This is a genomic window from Streptomyces sp. ISL-36, from assembly GCF_018614205.1.
In the GTDB taxonomy this organism is placed as follows: Bacteria; Actinomycetota; Actinomycetes; order Streptomycetales; family Streptomycetaceae; genus Streptomyces.
On record NZ_JAGGOS010000041.1, the window covers coordinates 16,429 to 32,818 of the forward strand.

Below are 16,390 nucleotides of genomic sequence, written 5' to 3' on the forward strand. Positions count from 1 at the left end.
AGGACACCCGCGAGACGGGCGCCCGGCACCTGTCCGACGCCCCACCGCCCCCGCACTCCCGCCCGCCGGCCGCCGGCAAACGGCGGCGGTCCTGGGACGAGATCCCGCGCTGGCAGATCTATCTGCCGCTCGGCACCTATCTGGTCTTCACCCTCGTCCCCTTCTACTGGATCCTGCTCTTCGCGCTCCGCCCGGCGGGTTCCACCTCGCTCGTGCCGTGGCCGATGACCACCGCGCACTTCGAGAAGGTGTGGACCGAGCGCAGCTTCGCCACGTTCTTCCAGAACAGCCTGCTCATCGGGCTGGCGACCCTGGTGACGACGACGGTCGTCGCGCTCGCCGGCGGCTACGCCCTGGCGCGCTTCGACTTCCGGATCAAGAAGGGCTTCATGCTGGCCCTGCTCTGCTCCCAGTTCGTGCCCGGCGCCCTGCTGCTCGTCCCGCTCTTCCAGATCTTCGCCAACCTCAGCATGATCAACTCGCTGGGCAGCGTCATCCTCGCGGAGACCGTCTTCCAGCTCCCGCTGTCGATGATCCTGATCAGCGGCTTCATCAAGAACGTGCCCTACTCCCTGGAGGAGGCCGCCTGGGTCGACGGCTGCAGCCGCTTCACCGCCTTCCGGATCGTCGTGCTGCCGCTGCTGCGCCCGGGCCTGGTGGCGGTCGGATCCTTCGCCTTCGTCCACTCCTGGAACCACTTCCTGTTCGCGCTGATGTTCCTCAGCAGCCAGGAGAAGCAGACCATCCCGGTCGGCCTCAACACCCTGATGGGCGCCGACAGCGTCGACCTGGGCGCCCTCGCCGCGGGCGGCGTCATCGCGGCCCTGCCCGTCGTGATCGTCTTCGCCTTCATCCAGAAGTGGCTGGTGACCGGGTTCAGCGCGGGGGCGGTGAAGGGATGAGCACGTCCATGAGCACACGCACCCCCTTCCCCGTCGTCCTCGCGGGCGCCCGCGGTCACGGCCGCTCCCATCTGGTCAACATCCGCCGGCTCGAACGTCTCGGCCTGGTGCGGCTCGCCGGGATCTGCGAGCTGCGGCCGCTGGACGCCGAGGAGCTGAACGGCTTCGGCACGCCCGAGCAGTCCGACGACTTCGACGCGCTGCTCGCCTCGACGGGCGCCCGGATCGCGGTCGTCTGCACCCCGATCCAGACCCACACCGACCTGGCCCTGATCGCCGCCCGCCACGGGGCGCACCTGCTGCTCGAGAAGCCTCCGGCTCCGTCGTACGCCGAGTTCCGGCGGATGGCCGACGGGGTCGCCGCGGCCGGGGTGGCCTGCCAGATCGGCTTCCAGTCACTCGGCTCGCACGCCGTCCCCGCGATCCGGCGGCTGATCGGGGAGGGCGCGATCGGCGAACTCCTCGGCGTCGGCGGAGCCGGGGCCTGGGTCCGCGACGAGGCGTACTTCCGGCGCGCTCCCTGGGCGGGCCGGCGGCGGATCGGCACCGTCGACGTGGTCGACGGTGCCCTGACCAATCCGCTCGCGCACGCCGTGGCGACCGCGCTCGCCCTGGACGGCAGCACCCGCGCCGAGGACGTCGAACTCATCGAGACGGAGCTGCTGCGGGTCAACGCCATCGAGTCCGATGACACCTCCTGCGTCCGGATGCTGACCACCCGCGGCACGCAGGTCAGTGTCGCCGCGACGCTCTGCGCCGAGAGGTCCTCGGAGCCGTACGTCGTCGTGCACGGCAGCCGGGGCCGGATCACCTTCTGGTACAAGCAGGACCGGGTGCTGCTCCAGCGGGCCGGGCACGGACCGGAGGAGTCCGTGCACGGGCTGACCGACCTCCTGGAGAACCTGGTCGCCCATCTCGACGACGGCATCGAGCTGCTCGTACCTCCCGAGGCGACCGGCGCGTTCATGCGGGTCGTCGAGGCGGTCAGGCTCGCTCCCGACCCGCTGGAACTCCCGGCGGACGCCTGGCGATCCGAGCCCGGCGAGAGCGCGCCGCGCCGGGTGGTGCACGGCATCGACGGCCTGGTCGCCGCGAGCGCCGACACCCTCAGCCTCTACTCCGAGCTCGACGCCCCCTGGGCGCCGCTGACCGCGAAGGCGGTATCCCGATGAACGCCCCGACGGTTCTGCGCTGCGCCGGCCGCACGGTCGCCCGCTACGTCCTGCGGCCGGAGCTCGCGCCCGACCACTCCCCGCGCCCCTATCTGCATCCCGTCTCCACCCTCGGCGGCGTCGCGGTCACCGAGGAGCTGCCCGAGGACCATCCGCACCACCTCGGCGCCGGGGTCGCCGTCCCCGACGTCGCGGGGTTCAACTTCTGGGGCGGGCGCACCTTCGTCCGCGACCGGGGCCCGACCGAGCTCGACAACCACGGTGTGCAGCGGCACGAGGGGTTCAAGCTCCGCGACCCGGACGGCTTCGTGGAGGAGCTGAGCTGGGTCGCCGGGGAGCGCGTCCTGCTCCGTGAGCACCGGACGGTCTCCGCGACCCCTCTCACGGACACCGCCTGGGCGCTGGACCTCACCTTCTCGCTGACCAACACCTCGGGCGAGGAGCTGTCCGTCGGCAGCCCGGCCACCAACGGCCGGCCGGGCGCCGCCTACGGCGGATTCTTCTGGCGCGCACCGCTGGAGAGCGCAGCGCCGGACGTCTTCGGCGCGGACGCGGAGGGCGAGCGGGCCGTGCACGGCGCCCGCGCCGACTGGGTCGCTCTCGTGGGCGGGAACTGGACGCTGGTCTTCGCCGGGGGCACCGAGGAGACCCGGCGCGACCCGTGGTTCGTGCGCGCCGCCGAGTATCCGGGCGTCGGCTCCTCCCTCGCCTCCGACGAGCGGCTGGCCGTCGCGGCGGGCGGGACGCTGGTACGCCGGGTGGTCACCGTCGTCGCCGACGGCCGGCTCGACCGGGACGCGGCCGGCGCGCTGGCGCGCAAGGCGGTGACGGCATGACGGGCCGTACGAGCGGTGCGGGCAGGGCGGGCCGTGTGCGCACCTGGCCCACCGGCGACCTCGGTGACGGCACGTACCGCAATCCCGTGCTGGCCGCGGACTGGTCCGACCCGGACGTCGTACGGGTCGGCGAGGACTTCTATCTCACCGCGTCCAGCTTCGGCCGGGCGCCCGGACTGCCGATCCTCCACTCCCGTGACCTGGTCAACTGGTCGCTGGTGGGCCACGCTCTGGAGCGACTGCTGCCGGAGACGTCCTTCGCGGCGCCCCAGCACGACCGGGGGGTGTGGGCGCCCTCGCTGCGCCACCACGACGGCCGTTTCTGGATCTTCTGGGGCGACCCGGACCACGGCATCTGGCAGATCAACTCCCCTACTGTGCGCGGCGAATGGAGCACTCCGCATCTGGTGAAGGCGGGCCGGGGCCTGATCGACGCCTGCCCCCTGTGGGACGACGAGACGGGCGAGGCGTACCTCGTGCACGGCTGGGCCAAGTCCCGCTCGGGGGTCAACAACCGGCTCACCGGCCACCGGATGAGCGCCGACGGCACCGAACTCCTCGACGAGGGCAAGACGATCGTCGACGCCGATCTCCTCCCGGGCTGGTTCACCCTCGAAGGCCCCAAGCTGTACCGGCACGACGGCTGGTTCTGGATCTTCGCCCCCGCCGGGGGTGTGGCCACCGGCTGGCAGGGCGCCTTCCGCTCCCGGTCCTTCTTCGGCCCGTACGAGGAGCGGGTCGTCCTGGAACAGGGCGGTACGGACGTCAACGGACCGCACCAGGGCGGCTGGGTCCGCACCGGGCGGGGCGAGGACTGGTTCCTGCACTTCCAGGAGCGCGGGGCGTACGGCAGGGTCGTCCATCTCCAGCCCATGCGCTGGGACGACGGGTGGCCGGTGATCGGCGACGAGGGCGTACCGGTCCTCGTCCACCCCAAGCCGGCGCTTCCGCCGCAGCCGTCGTCGGCGCCCGCCACCGACGACGACTTCCCCGGCGGCCGGTTCGGCAGGCAGTGGCAGTGGACGGCCAATCCGCGGGAGGGCTGGACGACCCAGCACTCCGCCGACGGTCTGCGGCTCGGCTGCGGCCGTACGGAGGAGACCGACGACCTCCGCCGGCTGCCGCACATCCTCACCCAGCGGCTGCCCGCCCATCCCTGCACCGTCGAGGTCGACCTGCGCCTGGACAGCCAGGAGCCCGGCGCCCGTGCCGGGATCGCGGTGCTCGGCGACGCGTACAGCTGGATCGGACTGCGGCGCGAGGCGGACGGCACGAGCCGCCTGGTGCACCGCTTCGCGCCGGTCTCGGCCGACCGGGAGAGGGATGCGGCCTTCGGCCGGCCGGTGCCCGAGGACCGGGTCCGGCTGAGGATCGAGATCGGCGCGGGGGCCCGCTGCCGCTTCTCGTACTCCCTGGGCGACCCGGCCGAGGGCGTCCCCTCCGGCCAGGTCTTCTCCGCCACCCCCTGGCGCTGGGTGGGCGCGCTGATCGGCCTGTTCGCCGCCGCTCCGACGGGCACGGGCCCCGCCGGCACCGCCGACTTCACCACGTTCCGCATCACCCCGAGAGACATCCCCCCGAGAGAAGAGAGCCGACGATGACCGTCTTCCGCAGCGGGCGGCGCAGAGCCGCCAGCGCCCTCGCCCTGACCACCGTCCTCGCCCTGACCGTCACCGCCTGCGGCGACGACGGCAGCGGCGCCGCGGGGGACAAGGGCACCGAAGGGTCGGGCAAGGGAGAGATCACTTTCTGGGACAACAACGGCGGTGTCCGCACCGACGTCTGGAAGGAGATCATCAAGGACTTCGAGACCGCGAACCCCGACATCAAGGTGAACTACGTCGGGGTCGCCTCGACCGAGGTGCAGTCCAAGTACGACACCGCCATCCAGGGCGGCGGGCTGCCGGACGTCGGCGGTGTCGGGGCCGCCATGCTCGCCGGTATCGCCGCGCAGAACGCGCTGGAGCCGCTCGACGCGCGGATCGACTCGAGCGCGCTGAAGGGCAAGCTCAATGCGGGCATGGTCGACGGCGTGAAGTCGGCGGGCGGCCAGGGCAAGCTGTTCACCGTTCCCACCTCGGCGAGCAACGGCGTCCTCTACTACCGGACCGACCTGTTCAAGGCGGCCGGTCTGGAGGAGCCGACCACCTGGTCGAAGTTCTACGCGGCCGCCGACAAGCTGACGGCCAAGGACAAGAACCGGTTCGGCTACACCATTCGCGGCGGCTCCGGCTCCATCGCCCAGGCGCTGGACGCCATGTACGGCCAGAGCGGCATCACCAGCTTCTGGAACGGCGACAGGACCACCGTCAACGACCCGAAGAACGTGGCGGCCCTGGAGAAGTACACCGCCCTCTTCAAGAAGAACACCCCGGCGGCCGACGTCAACAACGACTTCACCAAGATGGTCGCGCAGTGGGACAGCGGCGAGATCGGCATGCTCAACCACAACCTGGGCTCCTACAAGGACCACGTGAAGGCCCTGGGCACCGAGAAGTTCCGCGGCATCCCCAACCCGACCACGGACGACGGCACCCGGGTCCAGGTCTCCAACCCGGTCGACGGTCTCGGGCTGTTCTCCTCCAGCAAGAACAAGGCGGCGGCCTGGAAGTTCATCGAGTTCGCCGCCTCGCACCGGTCCAACAGCAAGTGGAACGAGTCGGCGGGCGCCATCCCGGCCAACACGGATGCGGCGAAGGACGCCTGGATCCAGAAGGCCGAGCCGACGAAGCTCGCCGCCGAGGTGCTGTTCAGCGGCAAGGCCACCATCGTGCAGCTGCCCTACTACCTGCCCGACTGGAACACCATCTCCAAGGCCGACAACGAGCCCGCCTTCCAGAAGGTGCTGCTCGGCAAGTCCAGCGCCAAGGAGTTCCTGGACAACCTGGCCGAGCAGCTCAACACGGCGCAGGCCGAGTGGAAGTCGCAGAACAAGTGACGCCCGCACCCACCCGCCGTCAGGTGGTCGCGGCCGGGGCGGGCCTCGCGCTCGCCCTGGGCGCGGCCCCCGCCGCGGCGGCCCTTCCGCACCCCTCCCGAGGACACCACCGTATGCGCACGCTGTACATCGCCGGCGACTCCACCGCCGCCCAGAAGTACGCCGCCGCCGCGCCCGAGACCGGCTGGGGCATGGCGCTCCCGTTCTTCCTCCGCAAGGACGTCCGCGTCGCCAACCACGCCATCAACGGGCGCAGCACCAAGAGCTTCCTCGACGAGGGCCGGCTGGACACGATCCTGGCGGCGATCCGCCCCGGCGACTTGCTGCTGATCCAGTTCGGCCACAACGACCAGAAGATCGACGACCCGACCCGCTACACCGAGCCGTGGACGTCCTACCAGGACAATCTGCGCCGGTATGTCGCCGGGGCGCGGGAGCGCGGGGCGCTGCCCGTGCTCGCCACCTCCGTCGAGCGGCGGAAGTTCGACGCGAGCGGCACCGCCCTGAGGACCCTCGGGGAGTACCCCGCCGCGATGCGGGAGGTGGCCCGGGAGGAGGGCGTCGCTCTGGTCGACATCCAGGAGCTCTCCCTGGCGCTGTGGCAGAAGCTCGGCCCGGAGGCCACCACGGCCTACTTCAACTGGACGCCGACCGAGCGGGACAACACCCACTTCAACCCGCCGGGTGCGATCGCCGTCGCGCGGCTCGTCGCGGCCGAGCTGCTGCACATCCGGGTGCTCGCGCCGAGCGACACCCGACGACTCGACGAGGAGATCCCCGTCGAGTGGATCACCTGGCCCGATGCCGACCCCGAGGAGAATCGACCATGAGTGGACGCAGGAACCTGTGCCTGACGGGAGCCACCGCGCTCGTCCTGAGCCTCACGGGCGGTCTCATGGGGCCGGCCACCGCCCAGGCCGCGTCCGACCCCGCCCGCCGGACGCTGCCCGCCGGGGACGGCTGGGGCTCGGCGGGCACGGGGACGAGCGGCGGCGCGGCGGCGGTCGCCTCCCGCGTCCTCACCGTCACCACCTGGGAGGAGTTCCGGGCCGCCCTGGAGGCCCCGGGCACCGAGCCGAGGATCGTCAAGGTCAAGGGGACGCTGAACGCGACCGCCGCGGGCTGCTCGGCGTTCGAGGCCCCCGGCTACGACTTCGACCGGTACCTCGCCGACTACGACCCGGCGGTCTGGGGGTACGAGAACGTCGTCAGCGGCCCGCAGGAGGAGCTGCGGGCGGCGTCGGCCACCGCACAGGGCAAGGCGATCAAGGTGAAGGTCCCCGCCAACACCACGATCGTGGGCGTCGGCCGCGACGCCGGCATCACGGGCGGCAGCCTGCAGATCCAGGGCGTCGACAACGTCGTGATCCGCAACCTGACGCTGGAGAGCCCGCTCGACTGCTTCCCGCAGTGGGACCCCACCGACGGGGCGACCGGGGCGTGGAACTCCGAGTACGACAGCATGGTCGTGTACGGCTCGACGCATGTCTGGATCGACCACAACACCTTCACCGACGGTGCCCACCCGGACAGTTCGCTGCCGAGGTACTACGGCGAGGTCTACCAGCAGCACGACGGGGAGCTGGACATCGTGCGCGGGGCCGACCTGGTCACCGCGTCCTGGAACGTCTTCGCCGACCACGACAAGACGCTGATGATCGGCAACAGCGACAGCGCGGGCGCCACCGACCGCGGCAAGCTGCGGGTCACGCTGCACCACAACCTCTTCAAGAACGTGATCGAGCGGGCGCCACGGGTCCGCTTCGGCCAGGTCGACGCGTACAACAACCACTTCGTGGTGCCGGCCACGGGATACGCGTACAGCCTCGGCATCGGCCAGGAGTCCCAGCTCGTCGCCGAGAAGAACGCGTTCACCCTGCCGGCGGGCGTCGGCGCGGGCCGGATCCTGAAGAAGTGGAAGGACGCCCCGGTCACGACGGCGGGCAACCTCGTCAACGGCAGGGCGGTCGACCTCCTCGCCGCGCACAACGCCGAGTTCCCGGGCGAGATTCTGCGGGACGGCGCCGGCTGGACGCCCACGCTGCGCGGCCGTGTCGACGTCCCGAAGGCCGTGCCGGGCCTGGTCGACCACTGCGCGGGCGCGGGCAAGCTCCGCTGAACCGGGGGCTGGGGGCGGCCGCGCCGCGGCTACCCGTCCGGCCGTGCCGCCCCCGCCTCCCTCCCCCTCTCGGCCTCTCGCCTTCCCCTCTCTGCTCGTCGACCGATCAGCCCATCACCCCCGAAGGAGCTTTGTCATGCCCCCGCCCAGTCGCCGTGCTCTGCTCACGGCGGGCGCCGGCGCGGCGCTCTCGCTCGGTGCGACCGCCGCCCCGGCGGCCGCCGGAACCCGCCGCCCGTTCGGCCGGTTCGGTTCGCCCGCCGCCCGGCTCACCGCACGCACCCTGTACGTCCATCCCGGCGGCCTGGGGGACCACACCAGCGTCCAGAGCGCGGTGAGCGCCGCGAACGGTCCGGGCTGGACACTCGTCCTCGCCCCCGGTACGTACCGCGAAACCGTCTCCGTCACCGCCGCCCGGACCGACATGACCTGGATCGGGGCGAGCGAGAACCCCCGTGACGTCGTGGTCGTGTACGACAACGCGGCCGGTACGACCCGCCCCGACGGCACCACCTATGGCACGAGCGGTTCGGCGACCACCACCGTCCAGGCGGACGGTTTCACCGCGCGGTGGGTCACCTTCGCCAACGACTTCCTGCGCACCGACCTCCCGGGGAACCCCGGCACCCAGGCGGTCGCGCTCAAGACGCAAGGCGACCGGTCCGCCTTCTTCCACTGCCGGTTCCTCGGGCATCAGGACACGCTCTACGCCGACTCCATGACCCTGGCCACCGTCGCCCGCCAGTACTTCGCGCACTGCTATGTCGAGGGCGACGTCGACTTCGTCTTCGGCCGGGCCCGCGCGGTCTTCGAGCACTGCCACTTCCGTACGCTGCTGCGCCCCGATCTCGCGTCCGCTCCGCACGGCTTCGTCTTCGCCCCCTCGACCGCGGGCGCCAACCCGTACGGCTTCCTGGCCGCCCGCTGCCGGGTGACCAGCGAGGCGCCGGACGGCTACTACAAACTGGCCAGGCCCTGGGTGCCCAGTTCGGACACGACCGCCTGGCCGTCCCTCGTCGTCCGCGACAGCGTGCTCGGGCCCGGGATCGACGCCGTGGCCCCGTACGCGAACATGCGCGACGCCTATCCGTGGCAGGCCCAGCGCTTCGCCGAGTACCGCAACACGGGACCGGGCGCCGAGATCACCGTCCCGCAGAACCGGCCCCAGCTCACCGCCGACGAGGCCGCGTCCGCGACACGAAACACATATCTGGGCGACTGGAGCCCCCGACCGCACTGCCCCTGATCCACCGCCACGAGAGGACCCGCACGTCATGTCTCGTACCGCACGCACCAGGAGCACCATCCTCGCCCTGTCCCTGCTCGCCTCGACCGCCGGCCTCGGCGTCCTCGCCGCCACCCCGGCCCAGGCCGCCACCGTCGTCGTCGCCACCTCGGCCCAGCTGGCCGACGCCGTCAAGAACGCCACGCCCGGTACGGTCATCCAGGTCCGCGGCGGCACCTACTATCCGGCCGCCACCCTTCAGTCGACCGCCAACGGCACCGCGAGCAGCCGCATCCGGCTCCGGCCGTACGGCTCCGAGACGGTGAAGATCGACGGCTCGAACCTGCCCGCCGGCTCCTGGATCTTCAAACTCACGGCCGACTACTGGACGGTCTCGAACCTCACCTTCCAGAACTCCCCCGACAGCGCGGTCGTCTGCACCTCCTGCACCGGAACCGAGTGGAACACGATCAGAACGATCAACGGCGGCGACTCCGGCTTCACGCTCACCGGAGACGCCACCAACGACAACACGGTCAGGAACCTCGACTCCTACGGCCACTACGACGCGGCCGGCCACGGGGAGAACGCCGACGGACTCGCCGTGAAGTTCGGCTCCGGCACGGGCAATCTGATCACCGGCGCCCGGCTGTACAACAACTCCGACGACGGCATCGACCTGTGGTCCTGGTCGAGCCCGCTCACCGTCGAACACACCTGGGCGTACGGGAACGGGAAGAACCGCTGGTCGGACACGGCGTTCGCGGGTGACGGCAACGGCTACAAGCTGGGCGGCGACGGCGAGGTCGTGGCCCATGTCGTCAACAACTCCGCCGCCTGGGACAACGCGGGCAACGGCTTCACCGAGAACAGCAACAAGGGTGCGATCGCCCTCAACCGCACGACCTCGTACGCCAACGGCAAGTGGGGCTACTACTTCGCCACGGGCGCGGCCCGGCTCGGCAAGAACCTCGCGGTCGGCAACGGGTCGGGACTCGCGAACCGGGGCTCCTCGGTCGTCTCGCAGGGGAACAACTGGGACTCGGGGATCGCGACCCCCGCCTTTGTGAGCACCGACGCCACCAGCGCGTACGGGGCGCGCAAGGCGGACGGCTCGCTGCCGGCCACGACGTTCCTCACGACCGGGTCGACGACCATCGGGTCGACGATGAACTGACGGCGCGGGGAGGGGCTCGACCCCTGAGTCGCCCCTCCCCGTGCCGTCCTCAGGCCGGCGGTCGAGGCGGTCGAGGCGGTCGAGGACCGTTCCCGGGCCGTTCCGCGTTTTCCACGGCCCGCGCTCAGCGTGCGGGCGCGCTGAAGTCGCCGCGCAGTTCGGCTCGTCGGCCGTGGGCGTCCGTCGTGGTGATGGTGTACGCGTCGGCGGCGATGTCGCGGGCGCCCTCGGCGTGGTTGTACTGGCCGGCGAAGACATGGCGTCCGGGCCGCACCGTGCGGCCGTCCTTGAGCGTCCAGCGGTAGACGAGCGCGGCGCCCTCCTCGCGTACGGAGACGGTGAAGTCCTGCTCGGGCAGCGTGCGCCAGTGGCCGGTGCTCGCGACGCCGCCGGTCCGAGCGATGCGCAGCTCGACGGTGAGCGCGCTCAGGGGCGCCTGCGCGGTCAGTGTGATGTTGCTCTGGGCCCACCAGCGGTTGCTGCCGGGGTCGAGCGAGCCGGCCGCACGGAGCGGGGGGTGCTGCGCGGGCATCGTGGCGACCGGCGCGGGGGCCCGGTGCACGGTGGTCGCGACGGCGCCGCCGAGCGTGAGGACCCCGACGACGGCCGTGGCCACCGCCAGGCTGCGCGTCCAGGGGCTCGCCGGGAGCCGGCGGCGTCGGGTGGGCTCCGGCGGCGCCGCGATGCCGCGTTCGACGCGGGCGAGGATGTGGGCGTGGTCGGGCTGGTGGGAGCCGGCCGCCTCCCGCAGCTGTCGGCGCAGTGTGGCGTCGTCCATCAGTTCCTCCCTCCGACCAGTTCGGTGGCGGCTCGCGGGCCGAGCAGCCGCTGCAGTTCCGCCATGCCCTTCGAGGTCTGGCTCTTGACCGTACCGACCGAGACCCCGAGGGCCAGCGCGGTGTCCCGCTCCGACAGGTCGAAGGCGTGGCGCAGGACGACACAGGCGCGTTTGCGGAACGGCAGGGCCCGCAGCGCGGTCTGGACGTCCACCACCACCGGTATGTCCGGGTCGTCGGTGTGCTCGGAGCGCCGGTCCCAGAAGAGCGCGACCCGGCGGCGTTCCCGTACGGCGCCCCGGATCCGGCTGCGGACGAGATTGGCGACCACGCCCCGGGCGTAGGCGACGGGGTGTTCGGCCGCGCGCACCCGGTCCCAGCGGTGCCAGAGCGCCACCATCGCGTCCGCCGCGAGATCGTCGGCGGCATCGGCCTCGCCGGTCAGCAGGTGGGCGAGGCGGGCGAGTTCGGCGTAGTGGCGCTCGAAGAAGGCGTGGAACTCCGTCGCCCGGTCGTCAACCGCTGTGTCCACGGCCCGCTCTCTCGGTGCGGCCGGCCCGCGGTCCGGCGACGGGGGCAGGGCCGGAACTGCCGCGTACGGTCAGGTCCGGGGCGATGAGAACGGTTCCGGTGGTCCGCTGCCCGTCGAGGTGGGCGACGAGGTGTTCCACGGCGCGCCGTCCCATCTCCTGGGCCGGCACGCCGACGGAGGTGAGGGGTACGGAGGCCTGCGCGGCGACCTGGGCGGCGCAGACGGCGACCACCGAGACGTCCTCGGGCACCGCGAGGCCCTGGCGCCGGAGCAGGCCGAGGAGGGGTTCGACGGCGGCCTCGTTCTGCACGAGGAGTGCGGTGGTCGAGGGGCGTTCCTCGAAGATGCGGTCCACGGTGGCCGCCACGGCGGTGTAGGTGCCGTCGCAGGGGCGGTGCAGGAGGCCGACCTCCCGTTCGGCGGCCGCGCCGCGCAGTCCTGCCAGGGTGCGCTCGGCGAAGCCGGTCCGTCGTTCGTAGACGGCGGGCGGCTCGCCGAGCACGGCGATCTGCCGGTGCCCGAGGTCGGCGAGATGGTCGACGCACCGCGCGCCGGCCGCCTCGAAGTCCAGGTCGACGCAGGTGAACCCGGTGGTGTCGGCGGGCAGTCCGATGAGGACGGCTGGCCTTTCGGTCTGCCGCAGGTACGGCAGGCGCGGGTCGTCGAGCTCCACGTCCATGACGATCATGGCGTCGGCGAGGGCGCTGCCCTCGACCCGGCGTACGGCCTCGGGGCCCTCCTCGCCGGTGAGGAGCAGGACGTCGTAGCCGTGCGCGCGGGCGGTGGTGGTGACGGCCATGGCGATCTCCATCATCACCGGCACGTACAGGTCGGTGCGCAGCGGCATCATCAGTGCCAGGATCTGGGTCCGGCTGCTGGCCAGGGCGCGGGCGCCGGCGTGCGGCCGGTAGCCGAGTTCGTCGATGCTGCGCTGGATGCGCTCGCGGGTGGACGCGGAGATGGACCGTTTGCCGCTGAGCACGTAGCTGACCGTGCTGGCCGACACTCCGGCGTGGCGGGCGACATCGGCGAGGGTGACCATGGACTTCTCTGACTTCTCCGCGGCGGTTTCCGGGCGGGCCGGCCGGGGGGGTCTCCGGCGCTCCGGTCCCGACCCTAAGCGGCGGCTCAGCGGCGTGTCCAGAAGGGCGTCGCGCGAGGGTCGGGCGGGCTCAGCCCGCGAAGGGCGTGCCGGGCAGCCCCTGTCCCGCGTCCGGCAGGACGAGGAGGGAGCCGGAGAGCGGCGAGGGGTCGGTGAGCCCGGTGCGTGCCGTGGTGACGTAGAGGTCGCGCAGCCCGGGGCCGCCGAAGGCGCACGCGGTCGGGCGGGGCACGGGGAGTTCGACGATGCGGTCGAGGTCGCCGCGCGGGGTGTAGCGGCGCAGCTGTCCGCCGTCCCAGAGTGCGACCCAGACGCAGCCTTCCGCGTCGACGGTGAGGCCGTCGGGGAACCCGGCGCCCGGCTCGACGGTCGCGCACTCCTTGCGCTCCACGACCGTGCCGTCCTCCACGCGCAGGGTGTCCACCCGTCGGGTGGGGGTGTCGACGTAGTAGGTGAGGGAGTGGTCCGGGCTCCAGCCGATGCCGTTGCTGATGGTGACCGCCTCGATCAGCGGGGTCGCGGTGCCGTCGGGGGCGATCCTGACGAGATTGCCTCCGCCGGGTCCCTCGTCGTAGCGCATGGTGCCGGCCCAGAGGCTTCCGTCGGGGGCGACGGCCGCGTCGTTTCCGCGTCGGCCCGGTACGGGGTCGTGCCGCAGCCAGGAGAACGCGCCGCCCGCGTCGTACAGTCCGATGCCGTCCCTGAGGTTGGCCACCAGGCCCCCGCCCGCCCGGGGTTTGGCCGCTCCGATGTGCTGGGCGACGGCCGTGACGGAGCGGCGGCCGTTGCCGGGTTCGAAGGTGTGGATGCGCCGGCCGAGGATGTCCACCCAGAGGAGCCGGGCCGCCGCCGGGTCCCAGGTGGGGCCTTCGCCGAGCAGGGCGTCCTCGCGGACCGCGACCTCGATCCGTGCCGGGCGGTTCATCGCGCGTTCCCGTGGCCGAGCCGGCGCGAGAGTCCGGCCGCGCCGCCGGCGGCGAGTTCGACCAGCTCCTGCTCGCGCTCCTCGCTCCAGCGGATGACGGGGACGGAGATCGACAGAGCGGCGACGACCCGGCCCGACCGGTCCCGGACGGGCGCCGCGACACAGCTGACCTCGGGGTTGGACTCCCGGTGTTCGACGGCGACACCTCGGGCGCGGGTCTCGGCGAGAGCGGCCCGCAGGGTGTCCGGGGTGGTGATGCTCTGTGGGGTCATGCCGGTCAGTTCGCGGCCCTCGATGCGGGCGTCGAGCTCCGCCTCGGGAAGCGAGGCGAGCAGCATCTTGCCGACAGCGGTGCAGTGGGCGGGAAGCCGGCGCCCGGCGGCCGAGACCATGCGGACCGCGTGGCTGGAGTCCGCCTTGGCGATGTAGATGACGTCCATGTCCTCGAGGACGGCGACATGGACGGTCTCGCCGCAGGTGTCGGCGACCTCGCGGGCGGCGTTGCGGCCTTCGGCGGCGAGGTCGAGCTGCTCGGCGTAGCGGCTGCCGAGTTGGTAGCTGCGGACGCCGAGCCGGTAGCGGCCCGGCTGATCGGGGACGGACTGCAGGTAGGAGCGGGCGGCGAGGGTCGTGAGCAGCTCCTGCGTGGTGGTGCGGGGAAGGTGGAGGTCGCGGATCACCTCCGGCGCGGAGAGTGTGTCCGGTCCGTGCAGGAACAGTTCCAGGATGTCGAACGCCCTGGTCACCGCTGGAACGAGCCGACCCATGACCGCTCATCCCCCCTTCCGTGTTCGATATTTCGGCCGCTGGCCGGAATCACGAACACAGGCTAACCATCCCGCCGTTCGCGGGCAATGCCCGTCCCCTTTCCCTCTCGTGGCCGCAGGGCATTGACACCCCCCGGGAGCGCGCATACGGTCTCGCCATCATTTCGAACGTGTGACGAAATATCGAACAGCACGATACGAACAGCACGACGAGACCGAGGGGCAACCACCGTGCGCATCACGGGAATCACCACACATGTCGTCGGCACCCCCTGGCGGAACCTCACCTACGTCCAGGTGCACACCGACGAGGGTCTGACCGGCGTCGGCGAGACACGGATGCTGGGCCACACCGACGCCCTGGTCGGCTATCTCCGCGAGGCGGAGGCCAACCACATCGCCGGCTCCGACCCGTTCGCGGTCGAGGACCTCGTCCGGCGCATGAAGTACGGCGACTACGGGCGGGCCGGCGAGATCGTGATGTCCGGCATCGCCGTCGTCGAGATGGCCTGCTGGGACATCAAGGGCAAGGCGCTCGGCGTACCGGTCTGGCAGTTGCTCGGCGGCCAGGTGACCGACCGGGTGAAGGCGTACGCGAACGGCTGGTACACCACCGAGCGGACTCCGGAGGCCTACCACAAGGCGGCGCAGGAGGTGGTGGCCCGCGGCTACCGGGCCCTGAAGATCGACCCGTTCGGCACCGGCCACTTCGAACTGGACGCGGAGAAGACCCGGTACGCGGTGTCCCTGATCGAGGCGGTCCGGGACGCGATCGGCCCGGACACGGAGCTGATGCTGGAGATGCACGGGCGGTTCTCGCCGTCCACGGCGGTGCGGCTGGCCCACGAACTGGCCCCCTTCCGCCCCGCCTGGCTGGAGGAGCCCGTACCGCCGGAGAACCTGAAGGCGCTGGAGAAGGTGGCCGCCAAGGTCGACATGCCCATCGCGACGGGCGAGCGCATCCATGACCGCATCGAGTTCCGGGAGCTCTTCGAGTCGCAGGCCGTGGACATCATCCAGCCGGACCTCGGGCACATCGGCGGCATCCTGGAGACCCGCAAGCTCGCGGCCACCGCGGAGACGCACTACATGATGGTCGCCCCGCACAACGTGGGCGGCTCGGTCCTCACCGCGGCCTCGCTCCAACTGGCCGCCTGCACGCCGAACTTCAAGATCCTGGAGCACTTCAACGACTTCGCCGACGCGGAGATCAAGAAGGTCGTCCGCGGTGCGCCGCAGGTCGATCCGGAGACCGGCTGCTTCGAGGTCTCCCACGCGCCGGGCCTCGGGGTCGAGCTGGACGTGGACGCGGCGGCCGAATTCCCACAGCAGCGGGCCCGCTTCGACCTGTGGGCCGAGGGCTGGGAGCAGAGGAAGCCGAAGTGAGCGACGCCGAGGTGAGCCGGGCGATCGTCGTCGAGAAGCCCGGTGAACACCGGCTCGTCGCACGGGAGCTGCCCCGGCCCGGTCCCGGTGAGGTACGGGTACGGGTCGCCGCCGCCGGCGTCTGCATGAGCGACCGCGAGCTGTACGACGGGCACCGCGATCCCGGGTACGTCCGCTACCCCGTCGTCCCCGGCCACGAGTGGTCCGGCACCGTGGACGCCGTCGGGCCGGGCGTCGACCCCTCGCTCCTGGGCCGCCCGTGCGTCGCCGAGGGCTTCCGCGCCTGCGGGACGTGCGAGCGGTGCCGGTGCGGGGAGACCAGCCTGTGCACCTCGGGCTACGCGGAGACCGGCTTCACCGAGCCCGGCGCCTTCGCCGACCATGTCGTCGTCCCCGCCCGCCTGCTGCACCCGCTGCACGACGACGCCGATCTGCGCGCGGCGGCGCTGCTCGAACCCGCCGCGGTGATCGCCGCCGCTGTACGGGCCGGGCGCCCGCGCCCCGGTGAGCGCGTCGCGGTCGTCGGCTGCGGC

At 72.0% G+C, this 16,390-nt stretch carries 16 protein-coding genes; 11 read left to right on the forward strand and 5 right to left on the reverse strand.

Going from position 1 to position 16,390, the window contains the following annotated elements:
* Positions 1 to 29: 29 nt before the first annotated feature.
* From J7E93_RS10365 to J7E93_RS10405, 9 genes are all read left to right on the forward strand, one after another.
* Complete coding sequence (locus J7E93_RS10365) at positions 30 to 902, forward strand: carbohydrate ABC transporter permease (RefSeq protein WP_215067704.1); 873 nt, start codon at positions 30 to 32, stop codon at positions 900 to 902.
* A gap of 8 nt (positions 903 to 910) precedes the next feature.
* Positions 911 to 2,074: a Gfo/Idh/MocA family protein gene (locus J7E93_RS10370; RefSeq protein WP_374105369.1), complete on the forward strand. Its 1,164-nt coding sequence runs from the start codon at positions 911 to 913 to the stop codon at positions 2,072 to 2,074.
* Positions 2,071 to 2,910, forward strand: a complete 840-nt coding sequence (locus J7E93_RS10375) for a PmoA family protein (protein ID WP_215067675.1) — start codon at positions 2,071 to 2,073, stop codon at positions 2,908 to 2,910. Before J7E93_RS10370 ends, J7E93_RS10375 begins: the two co-directional genes overlap by 4 nt.
* Complete coding sequence (locus J7E93_RS10380; RefSeq protein ID WP_215067677.1) at positions 2,907 to 4,511, forward strand: glycoside hydrolase 43 family protein; 1,605 nt, start codon at positions 2,907 to 2,909, stop codon at positions 4,509 to 4,511. The genes J7E93_RS10375 and J7E93_RS10380 overlap by 4 nt, the downstream gene beginning before the upstream one ends.
* Positions 4,508 to 5,848, forward strand: a complete 1,341-nt coding sequence (locus J7E93_RS10385) for a sugar ABC transporter substrate-binding protein (protein WP_215067679.1) — start codon at positions 4,508 to 4,510, stop codon at positions 5,846 to 5,848. The genes J7E93_RS10380 and J7E93_RS10385 overlap by 4 nt, the downstream gene beginning before the upstream one ends.
* A 56-nt stretch (positions 5,849 to 5,904) precedes the next feature.
* Positions 5,905 to 6,678, forward strand: coding sequence for a rhamnogalacturonan acetylesterase (locus J7E93_RS10390; RefSeq protein ID WP_251066347.1), 774 nt, complete (start codon positions 5,905 to 5,907; stop codon positions 6,676 to 6,678).
* The gene (locus tag J7E93_RS10395) at positions 6,675 to 7,967 is read left to right on the forward strand and encodes a polysaccharide lyase family 1 protein (protein WP_215067684.1); all 1,293 of its coding nucleotides are present in this window, start codon (positions 6,675 to 6,677) and stop codon (positions 7,965 to 7,967) included. Before J7E93_RS10390 ends, J7E93_RS10395 begins: the two co-directional genes overlap by 4 nt.
* 136 nt (positions 7,968 to 8,103) lie before the next feature.
* Positions 8,104 to 9,213 (forward strand): pectinesterase family protein, encoded by a 1,110-nt coding sequence (locus J7E93_RS10400; RefSeq protein WP_215067686.1) that lies wholly within the window; start codon positions 8,104 to 8,106, stop codon positions 9,211 to 9,213.
* A gap of 28 nt (positions 9,214 to 9,241) precedes the next feature.
* The gene (locus tag J7E93_RS10405) at positions 9,242 to 10,369 is read left to right on the forward strand and encodes a right-handed parallel beta-helix repeat-containing protein (protein WP_215067688.1); all 1,128 of its coding nucleotides are present in this window, start codon (positions 9,242 to 9,244) and stop codon (positions 10,367 to 10,369) included.
* Between the two features lie 124 nt (positions 10,370 to 10,493).
* On the opposite strand, the gene J7E93_RS10410 is transcribed toward J7E93_RS10405, so the two are convergent.
* The 5 genes from J7E93_RS10410 to J7E93_RS10430 form a co-directional block, all read right to left on the reverse strand.
* Positions 10,494 to 11,147: a hypothetical protein gene (locus J7E93_RS10410; RefSeq protein ID WP_215067690.1), complete on the reverse strand. Its 654-nt coding sequence runs from the start codon at positions 11,145 to 11,147 to the stop codon at positions 10,494 to 10,496.
* The gene (locus J7E93_RS10415; protein WP_215067692.1) at positions 11,147 to 11,677 is read right to left on the reverse strand and encodes a SigE family RNA polymerase sigma factor; all 531 of its coding nucleotides are present in this window, start codon (positions 11,675 to 11,677) and stop codon (positions 11,147 to 11,149) included. The genes J7E93_RS10410 and J7E93_RS10415 overlap by 1 nt, the downstream gene beginning before the upstream one ends.
* Positions 11,661 to 12,719 (reverse strand): LacI family DNA-binding transcriptional regulator, encoded by a 1,059-nt coding sequence (locus J7E93_RS10420; RefSeq protein ID WP_215067693.1) that lies wholly within the window; start codon positions 12,717 to 12,719, stop codon positions 11,661 to 11,663. The genes J7E93_RS10415 and J7E93_RS10420 overlap by 17 nt, the downstream gene beginning before the upstream one ends.
* A gap of 130 nt (positions 12,720 to 12,849) precedes the next feature.
* Complete coding sequence (locus J7E93_RS10425) at positions 12,850 to 13,704, reverse strand: SMP-30/gluconolactonase/LRE family protein (protein ID WP_215067695.1); 855 nt, start codon at positions 13,702 to 13,704, stop codon at positions 12,850 to 12,852.
* The gene (locus tag J7E93_RS10430; protein ID WP_215067697.1) at positions 13,701 to 14,471 is read right to left on the reverse strand and encodes an IclR family transcriptional regulator; all 771 of its coding nucleotides are present in this window, start codon (positions 14,469 to 14,471) and stop codon (positions 13,701 to 13,703) included. Before J7E93_RS10430 ends, J7E93_RS10425 begins: the two co-directional genes overlap by 4 nt.
* A gap of 231 nt (positions 14,472 to 14,702) precedes the next feature.
* Between J7E93_RS10430 and J7E93_RS10435 the strand changes: the two genes are divergently transcribed.
* Together J7E93_RS10435 and J7E93_RS10440 are read left to right on the forward strand one after the other, a co-directional pair.
* Complete coding sequence (locus J7E93_RS10435; RefSeq protein WP_215067698.1) at positions 14,703 to 15,857, forward strand: mandelate racemase/muconate lactonizing enzyme family protein; 1,155 nt, start codon at positions 14,703 to 14,705, stop codon at positions 15,855 to 15,857.
* 11 nt (positions 15,858 to 15,868) lie between these two features.
* Positions 15,869 to 16,390, forward strand: a 522-nt coding sequence (locus J7E93_RS10440; RefSeq protein WP_215067707.1) for an alcohol dehydrogenase catalytic domain-containing protein, incomplete at its 3' end; no start/stop codon positions are given.

Excerpts from the sequence above, each read along its gene's own strand:
- J7E93_RS10400 (WP_215067686.1), top strand. The coding sequence starts at position 8,104 with ATGCCCCCGCCCAGTCGCCGTGCTCTGCTCACGGCGGGCGCCGGCGCG.
- J7E93_RS10370 (WP_374105369.1), top strand. The coding sequence starts at position 911 with ATGAGCACACGCACCCCCTTCCCCGTCGTCCTCGCGGGCGCCCGCGGT.
- J7E93_RS10395 (WP_215067684.1), top strand. The coding sequence starts at position 6,675 with ATGAGTGGACGCAGGAACCTGTGCCTGACGGGAGCCACCGCGCTCGTC.
- J7E93_RS10375 (WP_215067675.1), top strand. The coding sequence starts at position 2,071 with ATGAACGCCCCGACGGTTCTGCGCTGCGCCGGCCGCACGGTCGCCCGC.
- J7E93_RS10420 (WP_215067693.1), bottom strand. The coding sequence starts at position 12,719 with ATGGTCACCCTCGCCGATGTCGCCCGCCACGCCGGAGTGTCGGCCAGC.
- J7E93_RS10425 (WP_215067695.1), bottom strand. The coding sequence starts at position 13,704 with ATGAACCGCCCGGCACGGATCGAGGTCGCGGTCCGCGAGGACGCCCTG.
- J7E93_RS10380 (WP_215067677.1), top strand. The coding sequence starts at position 2,907 with ATGACGGGCCGTACGAGCGGTGCGGGCAGGGCGGGCCGTGTGCGCACC.
- J7E93_RS10385 (WP_215067679.1), top strand. The coding sequence starts at position 4,508 with ATGACCGTCTTCCGCAGCGGGCGGCGCAGAGCCGCCAGCGCCCTCGCC.
- J7E93_RS10430 (WP_215067697.1), bottom strand. The coding sequence starts at position 14,471 with ATGGGTCGGCTCGTTCCAGCGGTGACCAGGGCGTTCGACATCCTGGAA.
- J7E93_RS10405 (WP_215067688.1), top strand. The coding sequence starts at position 9,242 with ATGTCTCGTACCGCACGCACCAGGAGCACCATCCTCGCCCTGTCCCTG.
- J7E93_RS10410 (WP_215067690.1), bottom strand. The coding sequence starts at position 11,147 with ATGGACGACGCCACACTGCGCCGACAGCTGCGGGAGGCGGCCGGCTCC.